Annotated in this window: 9 protein-coding genes, 2 tRNA genes and 3 rRNA genes; 13 read left to right on the forward strand and 1 reads right to left on the reverse strand. The window is 40.5% G+C overall.

Annotated features, from left to right (window positions below; translation table 11 throughout):
* Positions 1-12: 12 nt before the first annotated feature.
* On the reverse strand, positions 13-462 hold the full coding sequence (locus ODE14_RS17825) for a VOC family protein (RefSeq protein WP_263602375.1): 450 nt from the start codon (positions 460-462) through the stop codon (positions 13-15).
* 162 nt (positions 463-624) lie between these two features.
* Here ODE14_RS17825 and ODE14_RS17830 point away from each other — a divergent pair, with 162 nt between their 5' ends.
* The 13 genes from ODE14_RS17830 to rrf all read left to right on the forward strand — a co-directional run bounded on the left by ODE14_RS17830 (position 625) and on the right by rrf (position 15,163).
* Complete coding sequence (locus ODE14_RS17830; RefSeq protein ID WP_263602376.1) at positions 625-2,163, forward strand: SulP family inorganic anion transporter; 1,539 nt, start codon at positions 625-627, stop codon at positions 2,161-2,163.
* A gap of 426 nt (positions 2,164-2,589) precedes the next feature.
* On the forward strand, positions 2,590-3,264 hold the full coding sequence (locus ODE14_RS17835; RefSeq protein WP_263602377.1) for an HAD family hydrolase: 675 nt from the start codon (positions 2,590-2,592) through the stop codon (positions 3,262-3,264).
* 3 nt (positions 3,265-3,267) lie between these two features.
* Positions 3,268-4,092, forward strand: coding sequence for a phosphoribosyltransferase family protein (locus ODE14_RS17840; RefSeq protein WP_263602378.1), 825 nt, complete (start codon positions 3,268-3,270; stop codon positions 4,090-4,092).
* Positions 4,082-4,636 carry a TerD family protein gene (locus ODE14_RS17845; RefSeq protein WP_248394717.1) on the forward strand — a complete coding sequence of 185 codons (555 nt, stop codon included), beginning with the start codon at positions 4,082-4,084 and terminating at the stop codon, positions 4,634-4,636. Before ODE14_RS17840 ends, ODE14_RS17845 begins: the two co-directional genes overlap by 11 nt.
* 7 nt (positions 4,637-4,643) lie before the next feature.
* Entirely contained in the window at positions 4,644-5,813 is a 1,170-nt protein-coding gene (locus tag ODE14_RS17850) for a toxic anion resistance protein (protein WP_263602379.1), read from the forward strand.
* A 15-nt stretch (positions 5,814-5,828) separates the two neighbouring features.
* Positions 5,829-6,779, forward strand: a complete 951-nt coding sequence (locus tag ODE14_RS17855; RefSeq protein ID WP_263602380.1) for a hypothetical protein — start codon at positions 5,829-5,831, stop codon at positions 6,777-6,779.
* A gap of 45 nt (positions 6,780-6,824) precedes the next feature.
* A complete protein-coding gene (locus tag ODE14_RS17860; protein WP_248394712.1) occupies positions 6,825-7,436 on the forward strand; it encodes a TerD family protein in 612 nt (203 codons plus the stop codon).
* Between the two features lie 167 nt (positions 7,437-7,603).
* The gene (locus tag ODE14_RS17865) at positions 7,604-8,644 is read left to right on the forward strand and encodes a TerC/Alx family metal homeostasis membrane protein (RefSeq protein WP_263602381.1); all 1,041 of its coding nucleotides are present in this window, start codon (positions 7,604-7,606) and stop codon (positions 8,642-8,644) included.
* A gap of 1,242 nt (positions 8,645-9,886) precedes the next feature.
* Positions 9,887-11,405 (forward strand): 16S ribosomal RNA (locus ODE14_RS17870).
* Between the two features lie 301 nt (positions 11,406-11,706).
* Positions 11,707-11,780: transfer RNA gene (locus tag ODE14_RS17875), tRNA-Ile, on the forward strand.
* Between the two features lie 81 nt (positions 11,781-11,861).
* Positions 11,862-11,935, forward strand: a tRNA-Ala gene (locus tag ODE14_RS17880).
* Positions 11,936-12,093: 158 nt separating this feature from the next.
* A 23S ribosomal RNA gene (locus tag ODE14_RS17885) occupies positions 12,094-14,857 on the forward strand.
* Between the two features lie 198 nt (positions 14,858-15,055).
* Positions 15,056-15,163: ribosomal RNA gene (rrf, locus tag ODE14_RS17890) — 5S ribosomal RNA — on the forward strand.
* The 16S, 23S and 5S rRNA genes sit together here with 2 tRNA genes alongside, the layout of an rRNA operon.
* Positions 15,164-15,225: the final 62 nt, after the last annotated feature.

Here is a 15,225-nt window from a genome sequence, read left to right on the forward strand (position 1 = left end):
GGAATCGTTTTGTCACGAAGTCTTCTCCAGCCATTCTTCGTAAGAAAGAATTCCCAGTTCCGGTTTTTCCTTACCTTCAAGGATAGAGATGAATTCCAGCTGATTTCCGTCGGAATCATTAAAGTAAATCGCCAATGCCGGCATCCAGGCAAAAACCATAGGTTTTTCAGATCCGTTTTTCAGGAAGTTGTAGGGGATTAAATCTTTATTTTTGAGAAACTCAACAGATGTATTCAAAAGATCTTCCTTATCAACTCTGAAAGCAAAATGCCGCGTTTGCAGGTTTTCTTTCTGTTCCCAGAGACCCAGCATGAAATCTCGATCTTTTCCCACCCATAAAAAAGCAATCCGGCGGTTTTCATCCTGATGAGCTAATTTCAATCCTAAAACCTCTGTATAAAAATTGATGGCATTTTCAAGGTTACTCACCTGGATTTGGGTTTCATATAATCCTTTGATCATGATTTTAATTTTGATGAAGCAAAGCTATGAAACAGAGTCCCGGAACTTTACAATATTTCATTTCTTAATCTAAAACAGCTGATAGATAAATTTAATTTTTACTAAAGCCAATAATAGCATACTATTGGATGAGGGTTGTATAGTCACTACCTTTGCTGCAAAATGAAAAATACCACCGCTTTATTCGATTTCTCACAGAAAATAAATTTTAAAAATGAGCTGCTAGCCGGCTTCACGGTTGCTATGACCATGATTCCTGAGTCACTTTCTTTTGCGATTCTGGCCGGGCTTTCACCACTTACAGGTCTCTATGCAGCATTTATGATGGGATTGGTGACCGCAGTTTTCGGCGGCCGTCCCGGAATGGTTTCCGGCGGAGCGGGCGCTACCATTGTTGTTCTTATTGCCTTAATAAAATCGCACGGTGTAGAGTATCTCTTTGCCACCGTAGTTCTGGCCGGGATATTTCAGTTGATGGTAGGTATTTTTAAATGGGGTAAATTTGTACGGCTGATTCCGCAGCCTGTAATGTATGGTTTTCTGAACGGTTTGGCTGTTATTATTTTTATGGCACAGGTTGAGCAGTTTAAAACTGTAAATGAAAACGGAATCACCGGCTGGCTTCAGGGAACAGCACTGTACGTAATGCTGGGCCTCACTTTGCTTACTGTTGCCATCGTTTATTTTTTTCCGAAAATCACGAAGGTGGTGCCGGCTTCTCTTGTGGCTATTCTCATTGTGTTTGGAATTGTTATTGGTTTTGGAATTCACACGAAGACTGTTGCCGATATTGCAAGCATTAGTGGGACTTTGCCACATTTTCATATTCCGGATCTTCCTTTTTCACTCGAAACATTGCAAATTATTTTCCCTTATGCACTCGTTATGGCAGGAGTCGGACTGATAGAATCACTTCTTACCTTATCAATGGTGGATGAAATTACCAATACAAAAGGAAATGCGAATAAAGAATCGGTCGCACAGGGACTGGCCAATATGACCAACGGATTTTTCGGTGGAATGGGAGGCTGTGCCATGGTTGCACAAACCCTGGTAAATCTTAATGCTGGTTCCCGGGCAAGGCTTTCCGGGATTATTGCATCCGTCACAATCTTAATTATCATCTTAGTTGGGGCTCCTTTCATAGAAAAGATTCCGATGGCAGCACTCGTTGGTGTTATGATGATGGTGGCCATCAGTACTTTTCAGTGGGTTTCTATCCGAATTGTCAATAAAATGCCGAAATCTGATATTTTTGTTGGGATTACAGTCGCTTTAATTACAATCATATTACATAATCTTGCACTTGCCGTATTGGTAGGTGTTGTTATTTCAGCATTGGTTTTTGCATGGGACAATGCCAGAAGAATCCGTGCAAGAAAATATACGGATGAAAACGGAATTAAATATTATCAGATTTTCGGACCCCTGTTTTTCGGATCTGTTACTACTTTTATTGACAAATTTGATCCTGTAAACGATCCCGATCAGGTGGTAATTGATTTTAGAGAAAGCAGAATTGTGGACATGAGTGCCATTGATGCTTTAGACAAATTATCTAAAAAATACGCGGAACAACAAAAAACTTTACATTTAAAACATCTCAGCGAGGATTGTCGCAAAATGCTGAAAAACGCTGAAGCGGTAATTGAAGTCAATATTCAGGATGATCCTACGTACAAGGTAATGCCGGAGAAGTAGAGTAGTTGTGTTTGAGGGGTTTAGAGTTTGAGAATGTTTGTGTGTTATTGTGAACAGAGTGAAGGTCTGCGAATGTAATTCAGAAGCGATGAAGCAATTTAAAAAATGCGGGATACATGAAAACTAATAATGGCAAAATGTTATAGCTGAGTGAAACGCCCTTGCGAACGAAGAAAATATTTACAATCATTTCAAAAATCTTTGCGATCATCGCATTAAATAAAATTCTCTTTCACTAAATATTAAATTCAATTGCGGAAAATCATAAAAATTTCTTAAAACACCGCACAACATTTACCCATTAATTTAAAAATTTTATCTTTGGATTAAATTGACATCAGAAGAAAAATCGATGATAAGAATAAATGTAACTTATTGACATCTTTTTTCAGGAATTAAGCTAAATAAACTTTTAACTAAACCGTTTTGAAAACAGATATTGACATCCATAATCATTCACATTTTTCCTTTGATTTATGGCTTACCTTAATAAAATCTCACCCCGAATTTAAAACAAAAAGAGTTGAGCTCTTTTCTTCATTTTTTGAAGTGAAAAAGCCGATAAATGAAGTGGCAAAAATTGTAAAATATTACGATGATCTTTGCAATTCCATTAATGAGGTTATCGGAGGAAATGTAGATACTTTTGAAATTTATCTTCTTATTCTGAGTGCTTTACAAGTTGATATAAAACAGATTAATAAAGGTGAATTAAACGAATTCTATCAAAAAAGTGAAGAATTATTTCTGGAATATAAACCCGTGGTGATTTTCGAAAACCTGCATGATTTTTTTGATGAAATTAAAAATCAGGGAAAAACAATTAATATACTAAGCAATACAGGTTTTATTAAAGGAAAAACAATGAGGAAATTTCTGATTAATGAAGATCTTGATCAGTACATCGATTTTCACATTTATTCTGACGAAGCCAACTGCTCCAAACCGGATCCGAAAATATTTAAGGAAGTAAAAAATCAGCTTAAAAATCAGGATCTAGATTCCGCACAGATATTACACATCGGAGACAATCCTATTGCAGACTACAAAGGGGCAAAAGATTTTGGTTTCAATGCACACTTACTTAGACCCAAAATATAAATTATGAACAAACGATACAGCTTACATCACATCCATTCTGCAGATGAATTTACTTTCTCACCCGCAGAATACAGCTATTTCAAGTATGGAGACAAATCGTATGCTGCAAAATTTGCCAAAGAATTATTCGAAGGATTTATTTCGGCACATGAGAACATCCTCGATACAGATAAAGATATTGTTGTTTTGCCAAGTCCGTACATGGCAATTCCTACTGCCTCCAATTTTTTATGCTTTTACTTTAAAAAGCATCTGGATTTTTATCTGTTTCAGAAAGGAAAGAAATCAAGCATCCTCTCAAAAATCAACAGAAATCATACGTACACGACGGATTATGGAAATTTGAGCTTCGAAGATCGCAAAAATCTGATTGCCAACGACACTTATTATCTTGATAAAGATTTTCTTAGAGGAAAACTTTGTATTTTTATAGACGATATCAAAATAACAGGAAGTCATGAGTTTACCGTGAATAAAATTCTTGATGAATATGAGGTAGAGGCAGATTTTTTGTTTATGTATTACGCGGAACTGATGAATTTTGACCTTGATCCGAAAATTGAAAATTATTTTAATTATTATGCGGTAAAAAATGTAGAGCATGTTGCAGAAGTAATGCTGAAATCAGGTTTTCAGTTCAATACCAGGATTGTAAAATATATTTTAGGCCTCGATTCAGGTAATTTTGATTATCTTTCGTCTAAAGTAAAGAAAGAACAGATGGATCAGCTGTTGGAACTGGCGATCAGCAACAATTATCATTTAATAAAAGAATACGAAAACAATATTAATACATTAACACAAACTGAACTATATTATGGCTATTAACTTACAGAAAGGACAAAGAGAAAACATAAACGCCCCAAAATTTACCGTAGGTTTAGGATGGGATATCAATAATACTTCTACGGGAACAGCTTTTGACCTCGATGCCTCTTTATTTTTATTGGGAGAAAATAAAAAATTGGTTTCCGATAATCACTTTATTTTTTACAATAACCTGGAATCTCCTGATAAAGCAGTGATTCATACGGGAGATAATTTAACAGGAGAAGGCGCAGGCGATGATGAACAGATTAAAATCGACCTTACAAAAATTGATCCGGCTGTGAAAGAAATCACCGTTGTGGTAACGATTCACGAAGCAGATTCCAGAAGACAAAACTTCGGACAGGTAAGAAATTCTTTCATCAGAATTTTTAATACAGATACCAACGAAGAAATTTTAAAATACGAACTTGACGAAGATTTCTCCATTGAAACAGCAGTAGAATTCGGAAGAATCTATAACAGAAACGGCGAATGGAAATTTGAAGCCGTAGGAAGCGGTCAGAGAGAAGGTCTCGAAAAATTTGTAGAAATCTATCAATAATCTTATCATGGATAACCAACCCAATCAACCCATAGATCCGTTTGGATCAATTGAACCCTTAAAAACATTTGAACCGACTCCGATAGATCCTCCACCGGGACAGGTGCCAAATACACCTCCGGCCCCAGTGGTAGACAGGGAAGGAAATGTAAACCTTACCCAGTTACCATCTGAAGAACGCCAGAAATACGAAGTTCTTGCAGACTCTATTGATGAAACCAATCCGGGATCCATTGTGAATTTCGGGGCAGATCTTCAGAGAACTTTATCTAATCAGAGTGACAGTTTCCTTGGGAATGTAAGACGGTCCAACTCGGGAGAAGTCGGAGAACTGATCAATAATTTATTGGTCGAGCTGAATTACGTTGATGTAGAAGAGCTTAATCAGAATAAATTCAAGAGCTTCTTAAGCAAATTGCCTTTCATGAAGAGCGTAATGACCCAGATTGAAAATCTATTTGCAAAATATGATAAGATCATCAACAATATCGATCAGATCTCATATAAAGTAAATGCAGGAATTATTACTTCTACAAAAGATAATGCTGTTTTACAGACCATATTTGAAAGTAATATCACTGCAATCAAGCAAATCGAAGAGCTGGTGATCGCCGGAAACCTAAGAATGGAAAAGGCGGGAACTGAACTTGCTGCAATGGAAGCTGTGCCACAAAACTATCAGGATTACCAGATTGCTGACAAAAGAGATTTTATTGCGAGATTAGACAGAAGATTAGCCGATCTTAAAGTCGTTCGTCTGATCATGATGCAGTCGCTTCCGCAGATCAGACTTGTTCAGAACAATAACGTATCTATTGCTGAAAAAGCGCAGACTATTCTTACGACAACGCTTCCGCTTTGGAAAAATCAGCTTTCTTTGGCAGTGGCCATGTACAGACAGCAGCAGAATATTGAAATTCAGCAGAAAGTTTCTTCGACAACCGAAGAGATTTTAAGAAAAAATGCAGAACGTCTCGGTCAGAATTCAATCAATGTTGCAAGAGCCAACGAGCAAACCGTTGTATCAATTGAAACGCTGAGAGAAACAACGTCAAAACTTATCAATACATTGAACGAGGTAAAACAGATCCAGAAGCAGGGTGCGGAAGGAAGAAGAAAGCTGGATCAGGATCTGATGACTCTGGAACACGAACTTAAAGCAAACGTTAGAGGATAATAGCATTATACAAAGGTGAATGATGAAGCCGTAAACATACTGTCTCAAAGTAAAAGAAGATTAACAAAACTTAAACTTCTTGCCAATTTTTTTGAAAATGTGGATATCATTTCCATCTACATTAAGACGGATATCATCCATAATCTTTTTCGGGAAAATAAGGGACTTGATTACAGTAAACTGGAATTGTTTCACCTGCAGTACACCGACAGTCTTATTGAACTTCTTACGAAAATAAAAAAACAGAAGGAAAATGATATGCTGGCCGTGATCAATGAAATAGAAATCAACAGGAAATATATTTCCGGATTCGAGGAAAAGCAGGCAGACGGTTTTGAGACCGACCGGAAAATTTACAGCGGAAATTTCTCGCGTCACATGAAGGATTTATATCATGACCTCACGGAAAACAAATTCACGGTCAACTGGGAAGAGGTTTTATATTTCTATAAAAAATATGCTGCTGAGTTTTACAGATCAGAAGTTGATGAAGAACTGCTGAAACCTGGTAATTTTCCGGCTTACCGGTATCAGGACTATCAAATTGAAAGAAAGCTTTTGGGGAGACTTAATATTCAGAGCTTTAAGGTTCGTTTTGTGTGTGGTTTTGCGGTTTCGGGAAATGAATATGAACTGTTTAAGATTTTCCAGTCAGAAGATTTTTTCATCTTTGATATTGAAGGGCATAAGATGTATCTGGCGGATCCTAAAAAAATGGAAAAGCTGAATACGGCTCCCAACGAATCAAATCGCGGGATCATCATCAATCAGCTCAAAAAAAAGAATGAGGATCTTGAAGAAGCAATGACTGAAAGAAAAAGAACATTACCCGATCAGGTGACAGCAGTCCTGAAAGATTATATTAAAAACCTCGAAAATACGGATGTGATGAGCAAAATGTTCGATATTAATGAAGAAACAAATATTCTGCGCGCAATGCTGAATTTAAATTTAAATAATAATTAACGACTTTTACAACTCGTAAAATATAAACAAACTAAACATAAAAAGATGGCTATTAACTTACAAAAAGGTCAACGGATAAACCTTACCAAGGAAAACGGAACTACTCTGACACAGGCGTGTGTAGGAATAAACTGGGGTGCAATTGAGAAAAAAGGTTTCTTCGGAGGGATAACTCGCGAGGCAGTGGACCTGGACGGAAGCTGTATTTTGTACGATTCTAATAAAAATGCAACGGAAGTTATTTATTTCGGGAATCTTAAATCTAAAAATGGTGCGGTTAAACACAGCGGGGACGATCTTACAGGTGATGTGAACGGTGACGACGGGCTGGATAATGAAGTAATTACCATAGATTTCAGCAGTCTTGATGCAAATGTAGAGCATGTTGCCCTGGTTCTGAACAGTTACAAAGGGCAGGACTTCGGAACAATTCCTTTTGCTTCAATCAGAATTTATGAAGGAACGCCTACGAATGTAAGAGAAGTTTTTGCAAAATACGATATTGCCAATGATGCTTCTTTCAAAGGTCACGTTTCGATGGTAATGGGCGTTTTCTACCGAAGAAACAACGAATGGAAATTCAACGCCATAGGAGATCCTACAAAAGACAGAAAATTGCAGGAAACCATTGAAACCGTAAAACAAAATTATTTATAAAGATTAAGTTTCAATAGGAGCGGACTTTAGCCTGCTTAATAAAACAGGATTTCGATCCGCCTTTAACCAAGGCCTATTGAATTTAATCTGAAAATATAATAAACTAACAGCAATATTTGTATTCGTACAGCTATTGCTTTTATCATTTTAACAACAACACATTAAAAGTGGGACAAAATACTAGCATTTTAGATCTTCATCCCGGTCTGGTTTGGGGATTTGCGGTAACCGTAGTTATCATGTTGCTCCTGGATTTAGGAGTTTTCAACAAAAAAAGTCATGAAGTTTCTTCCAAAGAAGCCACCATCTGGTCAATTGTCTGGATCTCGCTGTCAATGGTGTTTTCGGGAGTGGTGTACTGGGTGTACAATTCAGATCTGGGTCCCGGAAGCCATGCGCTTGCTGTAGAAAAATTCACACAGTATCAGGCTGCTTACTGGATTGAGAAAGCCCTGTCGGTGGATAATTTATTTGTATTCATCCTCGTTTTCGGATTCTTCAAAGTTCCGAAATATCTTCATCACAAAGTGCTTTTCTGGGGAATTATTGGTGCGCTTGTCTTCAGAGCGATTTTCATTTTTGCCGGAGTAGGATTGATCAATCTTACCTATCTTCCTGAAATGAATATTTTCGGGCACCCTGTGAAAATTAATGTTGTAATGACTTTATTCGGGCTGTTCCTCGTATATGCGGGAATTAAGTCTTGGGGTGATGGAGATGACGACGATGAGGAAGATTACAGCAATACGGCTGGAGCAAGGCTAATCAAAAGATTCTGGAAAGTTTCTGACAATTATGTGGGTGATAAATTTTTTACCGTTCAGAACGGAATGAAAATGGCGACTCCGCTTTTGGTAGTGGTGGCGGTAATCGAATTTACGGATGTGCTTTTCGCTGTGGATTCCATTCCTGCAATATTTGCTATCTCCAATGATCCGTTTATCCTTTATACATCAAATATTTTTGCGATTTTAGGATTAAGATCGTTGTATTTCCTGTTGGCAAATTTTATTCACATGTTCAGCAAATTACCTTATGGACTGGCAGTTATTCTGTCTTTCATTGGAGTCAAGATGCTGATTGCACCATGGATTCATATTCCGTCTCCGGTTTCTTTAGGGATTGTAGGAGGCGTATTGATAATCTCCGTTATTTTATCTCTCATTTTCCCGGATAAAAAAGAAGAGAAGGAAAAGATAGAAGAATAATCTGTTATTCTAATAATATAGAAAGGCTTTACATTATTATTATGTAGAGCCTTTTTATTTGAACGATGCCTCAATAAAAATTTCCACAAACAATTTCACACTTTCACACGCTCCAACCTCCCTTTATTTCAGGAGCTTAATCCGGCTCTCGCTACTCGCTTTTCCTGTTGTATTGGTAGCGGCGGCTTTGCCGCCGCTACCAATACAACAGGAAAGAGCTCAGACAGGCCGCTCGATCCGGGCTAGGGTGGGATGGAAGTAAGATGTAAGAAGTGAGAAGTGAGAAGTGAGAAGAAAGAAGTAAGAAGTAAGAAGTGAGAAGTGAGAAGTTAGAGGTGAAAGTTTAGAAATGGAATATTCAACTTTAAGTTTTGGTTTAGGATTTATGATTTACGTTCATCCTTTCAAATTTCCAACCTTCATAATTCAAAACTGCGGTAGGTAACTTAGAGAACATCCCCTTATAGCCTGCCTATACTTCATCCATCACTCCCCACCTCTTACTTCTCACTTCTAACCTCTCACTTTTCACTTTTTACTTTTTCCAGCTTATAAGTTAGCTTATCTTCTCTTTGACCAACCCCTGCTCCTTTTACGGGTACCCAACACCCATATACATATATATAGACCCACCCACTCTCTGTCCTTCGCAGCCTCCCCGTCTCACTTCTCCCTTCTTACTTCTTACTTCTTACTTCTTACTTTCTCCCCTTATAGGCTTAAAATTATTCATGCATACAACCAAAGAGTTAAGGGCAAAAATTGCGTAAACTTAAATTTTATGTTAAATAGATTTGGAATATAGGATAAAGTGTTGTTATCTTTGCCCCACTGAAAACGGAAGGAAGTAGGTAGCGCAGGAGATGCCTTTCGGGGGTTTAAAAAATAGAAGCTCTGAAAAGGGGATACAAAAAAAACTTTTACAAAATTTAATTAAAAAAATCTTGTAGGAATAAAAAAGATTTGTATCTTTGCAATCCGGTAAAACGGGGAGCAGGAGTTGAGTTGAGGGATTGTTTAAGGAGGCTTAAGGTTACTAAAAAAACTTTAAAATTTTCTTCAAAAACATTTGGTCAATTCAGAAATATTTTTTACTTTTGCACTCGCAAATACGAAACGAAAACTGACAGAAGAAGTAGTTTGTAGGAAGCGAAAGAAATGAAGATCATTGACATACAATATAACAACCAAGTAAGGAAAAACTAAAGCGTTAAAAAACTTTGAGTGAGTCAAGACAAACATACAATGGAGAGTTTGATCCTGGCTCAGGATGAACGCTAGCGGGAGGCCTAACACATGCAAGCTGAGCGGTAGAGTTTCTTCGGAGACTTGAGAGCGGCGTACGGGTGCGGAACACGTGTGCAACCTGCCTTTATCAGGGGGATAGCCTTTCGAAAGGAAGATTAATACCCCATAATATATAGAGTGGCATCACTTTATATTGAAAACTGAGGTGGATAAAGATGGGCACGCGCAAGATTAGATAGTTGGTGAGGTAACGGCTCACCAAGTCGATGATCTTTAGGGGGCCTGAGAGGGTGATCCCCCACACTGGTACTGAGACACGGACCAGACTCCTACGGGAGGCAGCAGTGAGGAATATTGGACAATGGGTTAGCGCCTGATCCAGCCATCCCGCGTGAAGGACGACGGCCCTATGGGTTGTAAACTTCTTTTGTACAGGGATAAACCTATTTACGTGTAAATAGCTGAAGGTACTGTACGAATAAGCACCGGCTAACTCCGTGCCAGCAGTACCGCGGTAATACGGAGGGTGCAAGCGTTATCCGGATTTATTGGGTTTAAAGGGTCCGTAGGCGGATCTGTAAGTCAGTGGTGAAATCTCACAGCTTAACTGTGAAACTGCCATTGATACTGCAGGTCTTGAGTAAGGTAGAAGTGGCTGGAATAAGTAGTGTAGCGGTGAAATGCATAGATATTACTTAGAACACCAATTGCGAAGGCAGGTCACTATGTCTTAACTGACGCTGATGGACGAAAGCGTGGGGAGCGAACAGGATTAGATACCCTGGTAGTCCACGCTGTAAACGATGCTAACTCGTTTTTGGGTTTTCGGATTCAGAGACTAAGCGAAAGTGATAAGTTAGCCACCTGGGGAGTACGAACGCAAGTTTGAAACTCAAAGGAATTGACGGGGGCCCGCACAAGCGGTGGATTATGTGGTTTAATTCGATGATACGCGAGGAACCTTACCAAGGCTTAAATGGGAATTGATCGGTTTAGAAATAGACCTTCCTTCGGGCAATTTTCAAGGTGCTGCATGGTTGTCGTCAGCTCGTGCCGTGAGGTGTTAGGTTAAGTCCTGCAACGAGCGCAACCCCTGTTACTAGTTGCTACCATTAAGTTGAGGACTCTAGTAAGACTGCCTACGCAAGTAGAGAGGAAGGTGGGGATGACGTCAAATCATCACGGCCCTTACGCCTTGGGCCACACACGTAATACAATGGCCGGTACAGAGGGCAGCTACACAGCGATGTGATGCAAATCTCGAAAGCCGGTCTCAGTTCGGATTGGAGTCTGCAACTCGACTCTATGAAGCTGGAATCGCTAGTAATCGCGCATCAGCCATGGCGCGGTGAATACGTTCCCGGGCCTTGTACACACCGCCCGTCAAGCCATGGAAGTCTGGGGTACCTGAAGTCGGTGACCGTAAAAGGAGCTGCCTAGGGTAAAACAGGTAACTAGGGCTAAGTCGTAACAAGGTAGCCGTACCGGAAGGTGCGGCTGGAACATCTCATTTTAGAGCGTCTTAAAGACGATAAACAAAATTAGTACCGTAAGGTACATGTACTTACTTCAAAGTAAAGCTTTAGTTTTTTTATTGGTTGATTTATAAGGAAGGTAAAAAGTTAAAAGTAAAAAGATCCAAGTGTAAAATCAGGGAATATAAAAATTACTCATTACCGATTACTTATTACTTATAAATATATTAAAAATACAAACCCACTAGAAATTAGTAACGGGAAAGAGATTGAGAAATGAATGAAGGTAATGCAGTATGAAAATATTACTTATTACTGATCACTTATTACTCATAACAGAGTCTCGTAGCTCAGCTGGTTAGAGCGCTACACTGATAATGTAGAGGTCGGCAGTTCGAGCCTGCCCGAGACTACTAATTAAAGTTTAAGGTTTAGAGTTTAAAGTTCAGGGTTTAAAACCCGGAACAAAAAACATAAAACCCGGAACACCTAGAGGGGAATTAGCTCAGCTGGCTAGAGCGCCTGCCTTGCACGCAGGAGGTCAAGGGTTCGACTCCCTTATTCTCCACAGTTTTGGAAGATTGATTTAAAAGTTACGGATGGAGCCAAAAACAACATCTGTTCATCAGTCGGAAAAGAAGACATTAAGATCATTGACATTAACGGTAAAGACATCACAAAGAGAAAACCGAGCACTTATAAGTGCTTGAGTAACCTAAAAATAGGAAAGAAATCGTTAAGGGCGTATGGCGGATGCCTAGGCTTTCAGAGGCGAAGAAGGACGTGGTAAGTCATGCGAAAAGCTCGGGGGATTGGCACACACGAATAGATCCCGAGATGTCCGAATGGGGCAACCCAATACATTGAAGATGTATTACTCTAAATTTATTTAGAGAGCAAACCCGGAGAACTGAAACATCTAAGTACCCGGAGGAAAAGAAATCGAAGAGATTCCGTAAGTAGTGGCGAGCGAAAGCGGATTAGCCCAAAAGTCTTTATATATTTAGAAGAACGTACTGGAAAGTGCGGCCATAGACGGTGATAGCCCGGTATTCGAAAGGTATATTAAGATGATAAATGAGTAGGGCGGGACACGTGAAATCCTGTCTGAATATGGGGGGACCATCCTCCAAGGCTAAATACTCCTGAAAGACCGATAGTGAACAAGTACTGTGAAGGAAAGGTGAAAAGCACTTCGAATAGAAGGGTGAAATAGAACCTGAAACCGTACGCCTACAAGCGGTCGGAGCAGATTAATTCTGTGACGGCGTGCCTTTTGCATAATGAGCCTACGAGTTAATTTTACTAGCGAGGTTAAGGACTTAAGGTCCGGAGCCGGAGCGAAAGCGAGTCTGAATAGGGCGCATAGTTAGTAGGATTAGACGCGAAACCTTGTGATCTACCCATGGGCAGGTTGAAGCTTTGGTAACACAAAGTGGAGGACCGAACCGGTTGACGTTGAAAAGTCTTCGGATGACCTGTGGGTAGGGGTGAAAGGCCAATCAAACTGGGAGATAGCTCGTACTCTCCGAAATGCATTTAGGTGCAGCGTCGTATATAAGTTTATTAGAGGTAGAGCTACTGATTGGATGCGGGGGTTTCATCGCCTACCAATTCCTGACAAACTCCGAATGCTAATAAATGTTCTACGGCAGTGAGGGCATGGGTGCTAAGGTCCATGTCCGAGAGGGAAAGAACCCAGACCAACAGCTAAGGTCCCCAAATATATGTTAAGTTGAAGCAACGCGGTTGGACTGCATTGACAGCTAGGATGTTGGCTTGGAAGCAGCCATTCATTTAAAGAGTGCGTAACAGCTCACTAGTCGAGCGGTCCGGCATGGATAATAATCGGGCATAAACATATTACCGAAGCTATGGATTTATAATTTATTATATCTGGTAGGAGAGCATTCTGTTTGCGCCGAAGCAGTATCGTGAGGTATTGTGGAGCGGACAGAAAAGAAAATGTAGGCATAAGTAACGATAAAGGGGGCGAGAAACCCCCTCACCGAAAGACTAAGGTTTCCTCAGCCATGCTAATCAGCTGAGGGTTAGTCGGGACCTAACGCGAACCCGAAAGGGGTAGTGGATGGACAATGGGTTAATATTCCCATACTTGCTCACACTAAAAAGGGGACGGTTCGATGTAGCTACTAAAGACGGACGGAAGTGTCAAGGCCTAGCCTTCGGGCGAAGCTGCTGTAGTGTAATCGGATCCAAGAAAAGCCGAAGTGAAGCAACCCGTACCAAAACCGACACAGGTGGTCGAGGAGAGAATCCTAAGGTGCTCGAGTGAGTCGTGGCTAAGGAACTAGGCAAAATAGTCTCGTAACTTCGGAAGAAGAGACGCCATCAGCAATGGTGGCCGCAGTGAAGAGGCCCAGGCGACTGTTTATCAAAAACACAGGACTCTGCTAAATCGAAAGATGCTGTATAGGGTCTGACACCTGCCCGGTGCTGGAAGGTTAAGGAAGGGCGTTAGCGTAAGCGAAGCGTTTGACTGAAGCCCCAGTAAACGGCGACCGTAACTATAACGGTCCTAAGGTAGCGAAATTCCTTGTCGGGTAAGTTCCGACCTGCACGAATGGTGTAACGATCTGGGCACTGTCTCAGCCACGAGCTCGGTGAAATTGTAGTATCGGTGAAGATGCCGATTACCCGCAATGGGACGAAAAGACCCTGTGAACCTTTACTATAACTTCGTATTGACTTTGAGTAAGTAATGTGTAGGATAGGTGGGAGGCTTTGAAGCAGGCACGCTAGTGTTTGTGGAGCCAACGTTGAAATACCACCCTTTACTTACTTGGAGCCTAACTTCTTTAAAGAAGGACATTGCGTGGTGGGTAGTTTGACTGGGGTGGTCGCCTCCAAAAGAGTAACGGAGGCTTTCAAAGGTACCCTCAGCACGCTTGGTAACCGTGCGTAGAGTGTAATGGCATAAGGGTGCTTGACTGTGAGACCAACAAGTCGATCAGGTGCGAAAGCAGGACATAGTGATCCGGTGGTTCCGTATGGAAGGGCCATCGCTCATAGGATAAAAGGTACTCCGGGGATAACAGGCTAGTCTCCCCCAAGAGCTCACATCGACGGGGAGGTTCGGCACCTCGATGTCGGCTCGTCACATCCTGGGGCTGGAGAAGGTCCCAAGGGTTGGGCTGTTCGCCCATTAAAGTGGCACGCGAGCTGGGTTCAGAACGTCGTGAGACAGTTCGGTCTCTATCTATTGCGGGCGTTAGATGTTTGAGAGGGCTTGATTCTAGTACGAGAGGACCGAATTGAACAAACCTCTGGTGTATCAGTTGTACCGCCAGGTGCACCGCTGAGTAGCTATGTTTGGAAGAGATAAACACTGAAAGCATATAAGTGTGAAACTCGCCTCAAGATGAGACATCTTTTAAGGGTCGTGGGAGATGACCACGTTGATAGGCTACAGGTGTAAAGTTGGTAACAGCATAGCCGAGTAGTACTAATTACCCGTAGATTTATAGCCTATTCATAAGTAATGAGTAATAGGTAATGAGCAATCATGCTTATCATAACTTAGCTTAAGTATTTATAAGTGCAATACTGGTTTTGCCTTTGTGATGAAATTTACCGATAAAAACGGTTCAAGGTTCAATGTTTAAGATTCAAGGTTAAAAACTTTGAACATTAAGCAAAAAAAAACCTTACACCTATATACAACCTTTAGGGTGGTTTTAGCGGTGGGGCTCACCTGTTCCCATTCCGAACACAGAAGTTAAGCCCACCAGCGCCGATGGTACTGCGAAAGCGGGAGAGTAGGTCGTCGCCAGTTTTTTTACAAACCTCATACAGCAATGTGTGAGGTTTTTTTGTTTTTATATCATAAGGAATGAG

This window comes from Chryseobacterium sp. PET-29, from assembly GCF_025736815.1.
GTDB lineage: Bacteria > Bacteroidota > Bacteroidia > Flavobacteriales > Weeksellaceae > Chryseobacterium > Chryseobacterium nepalense.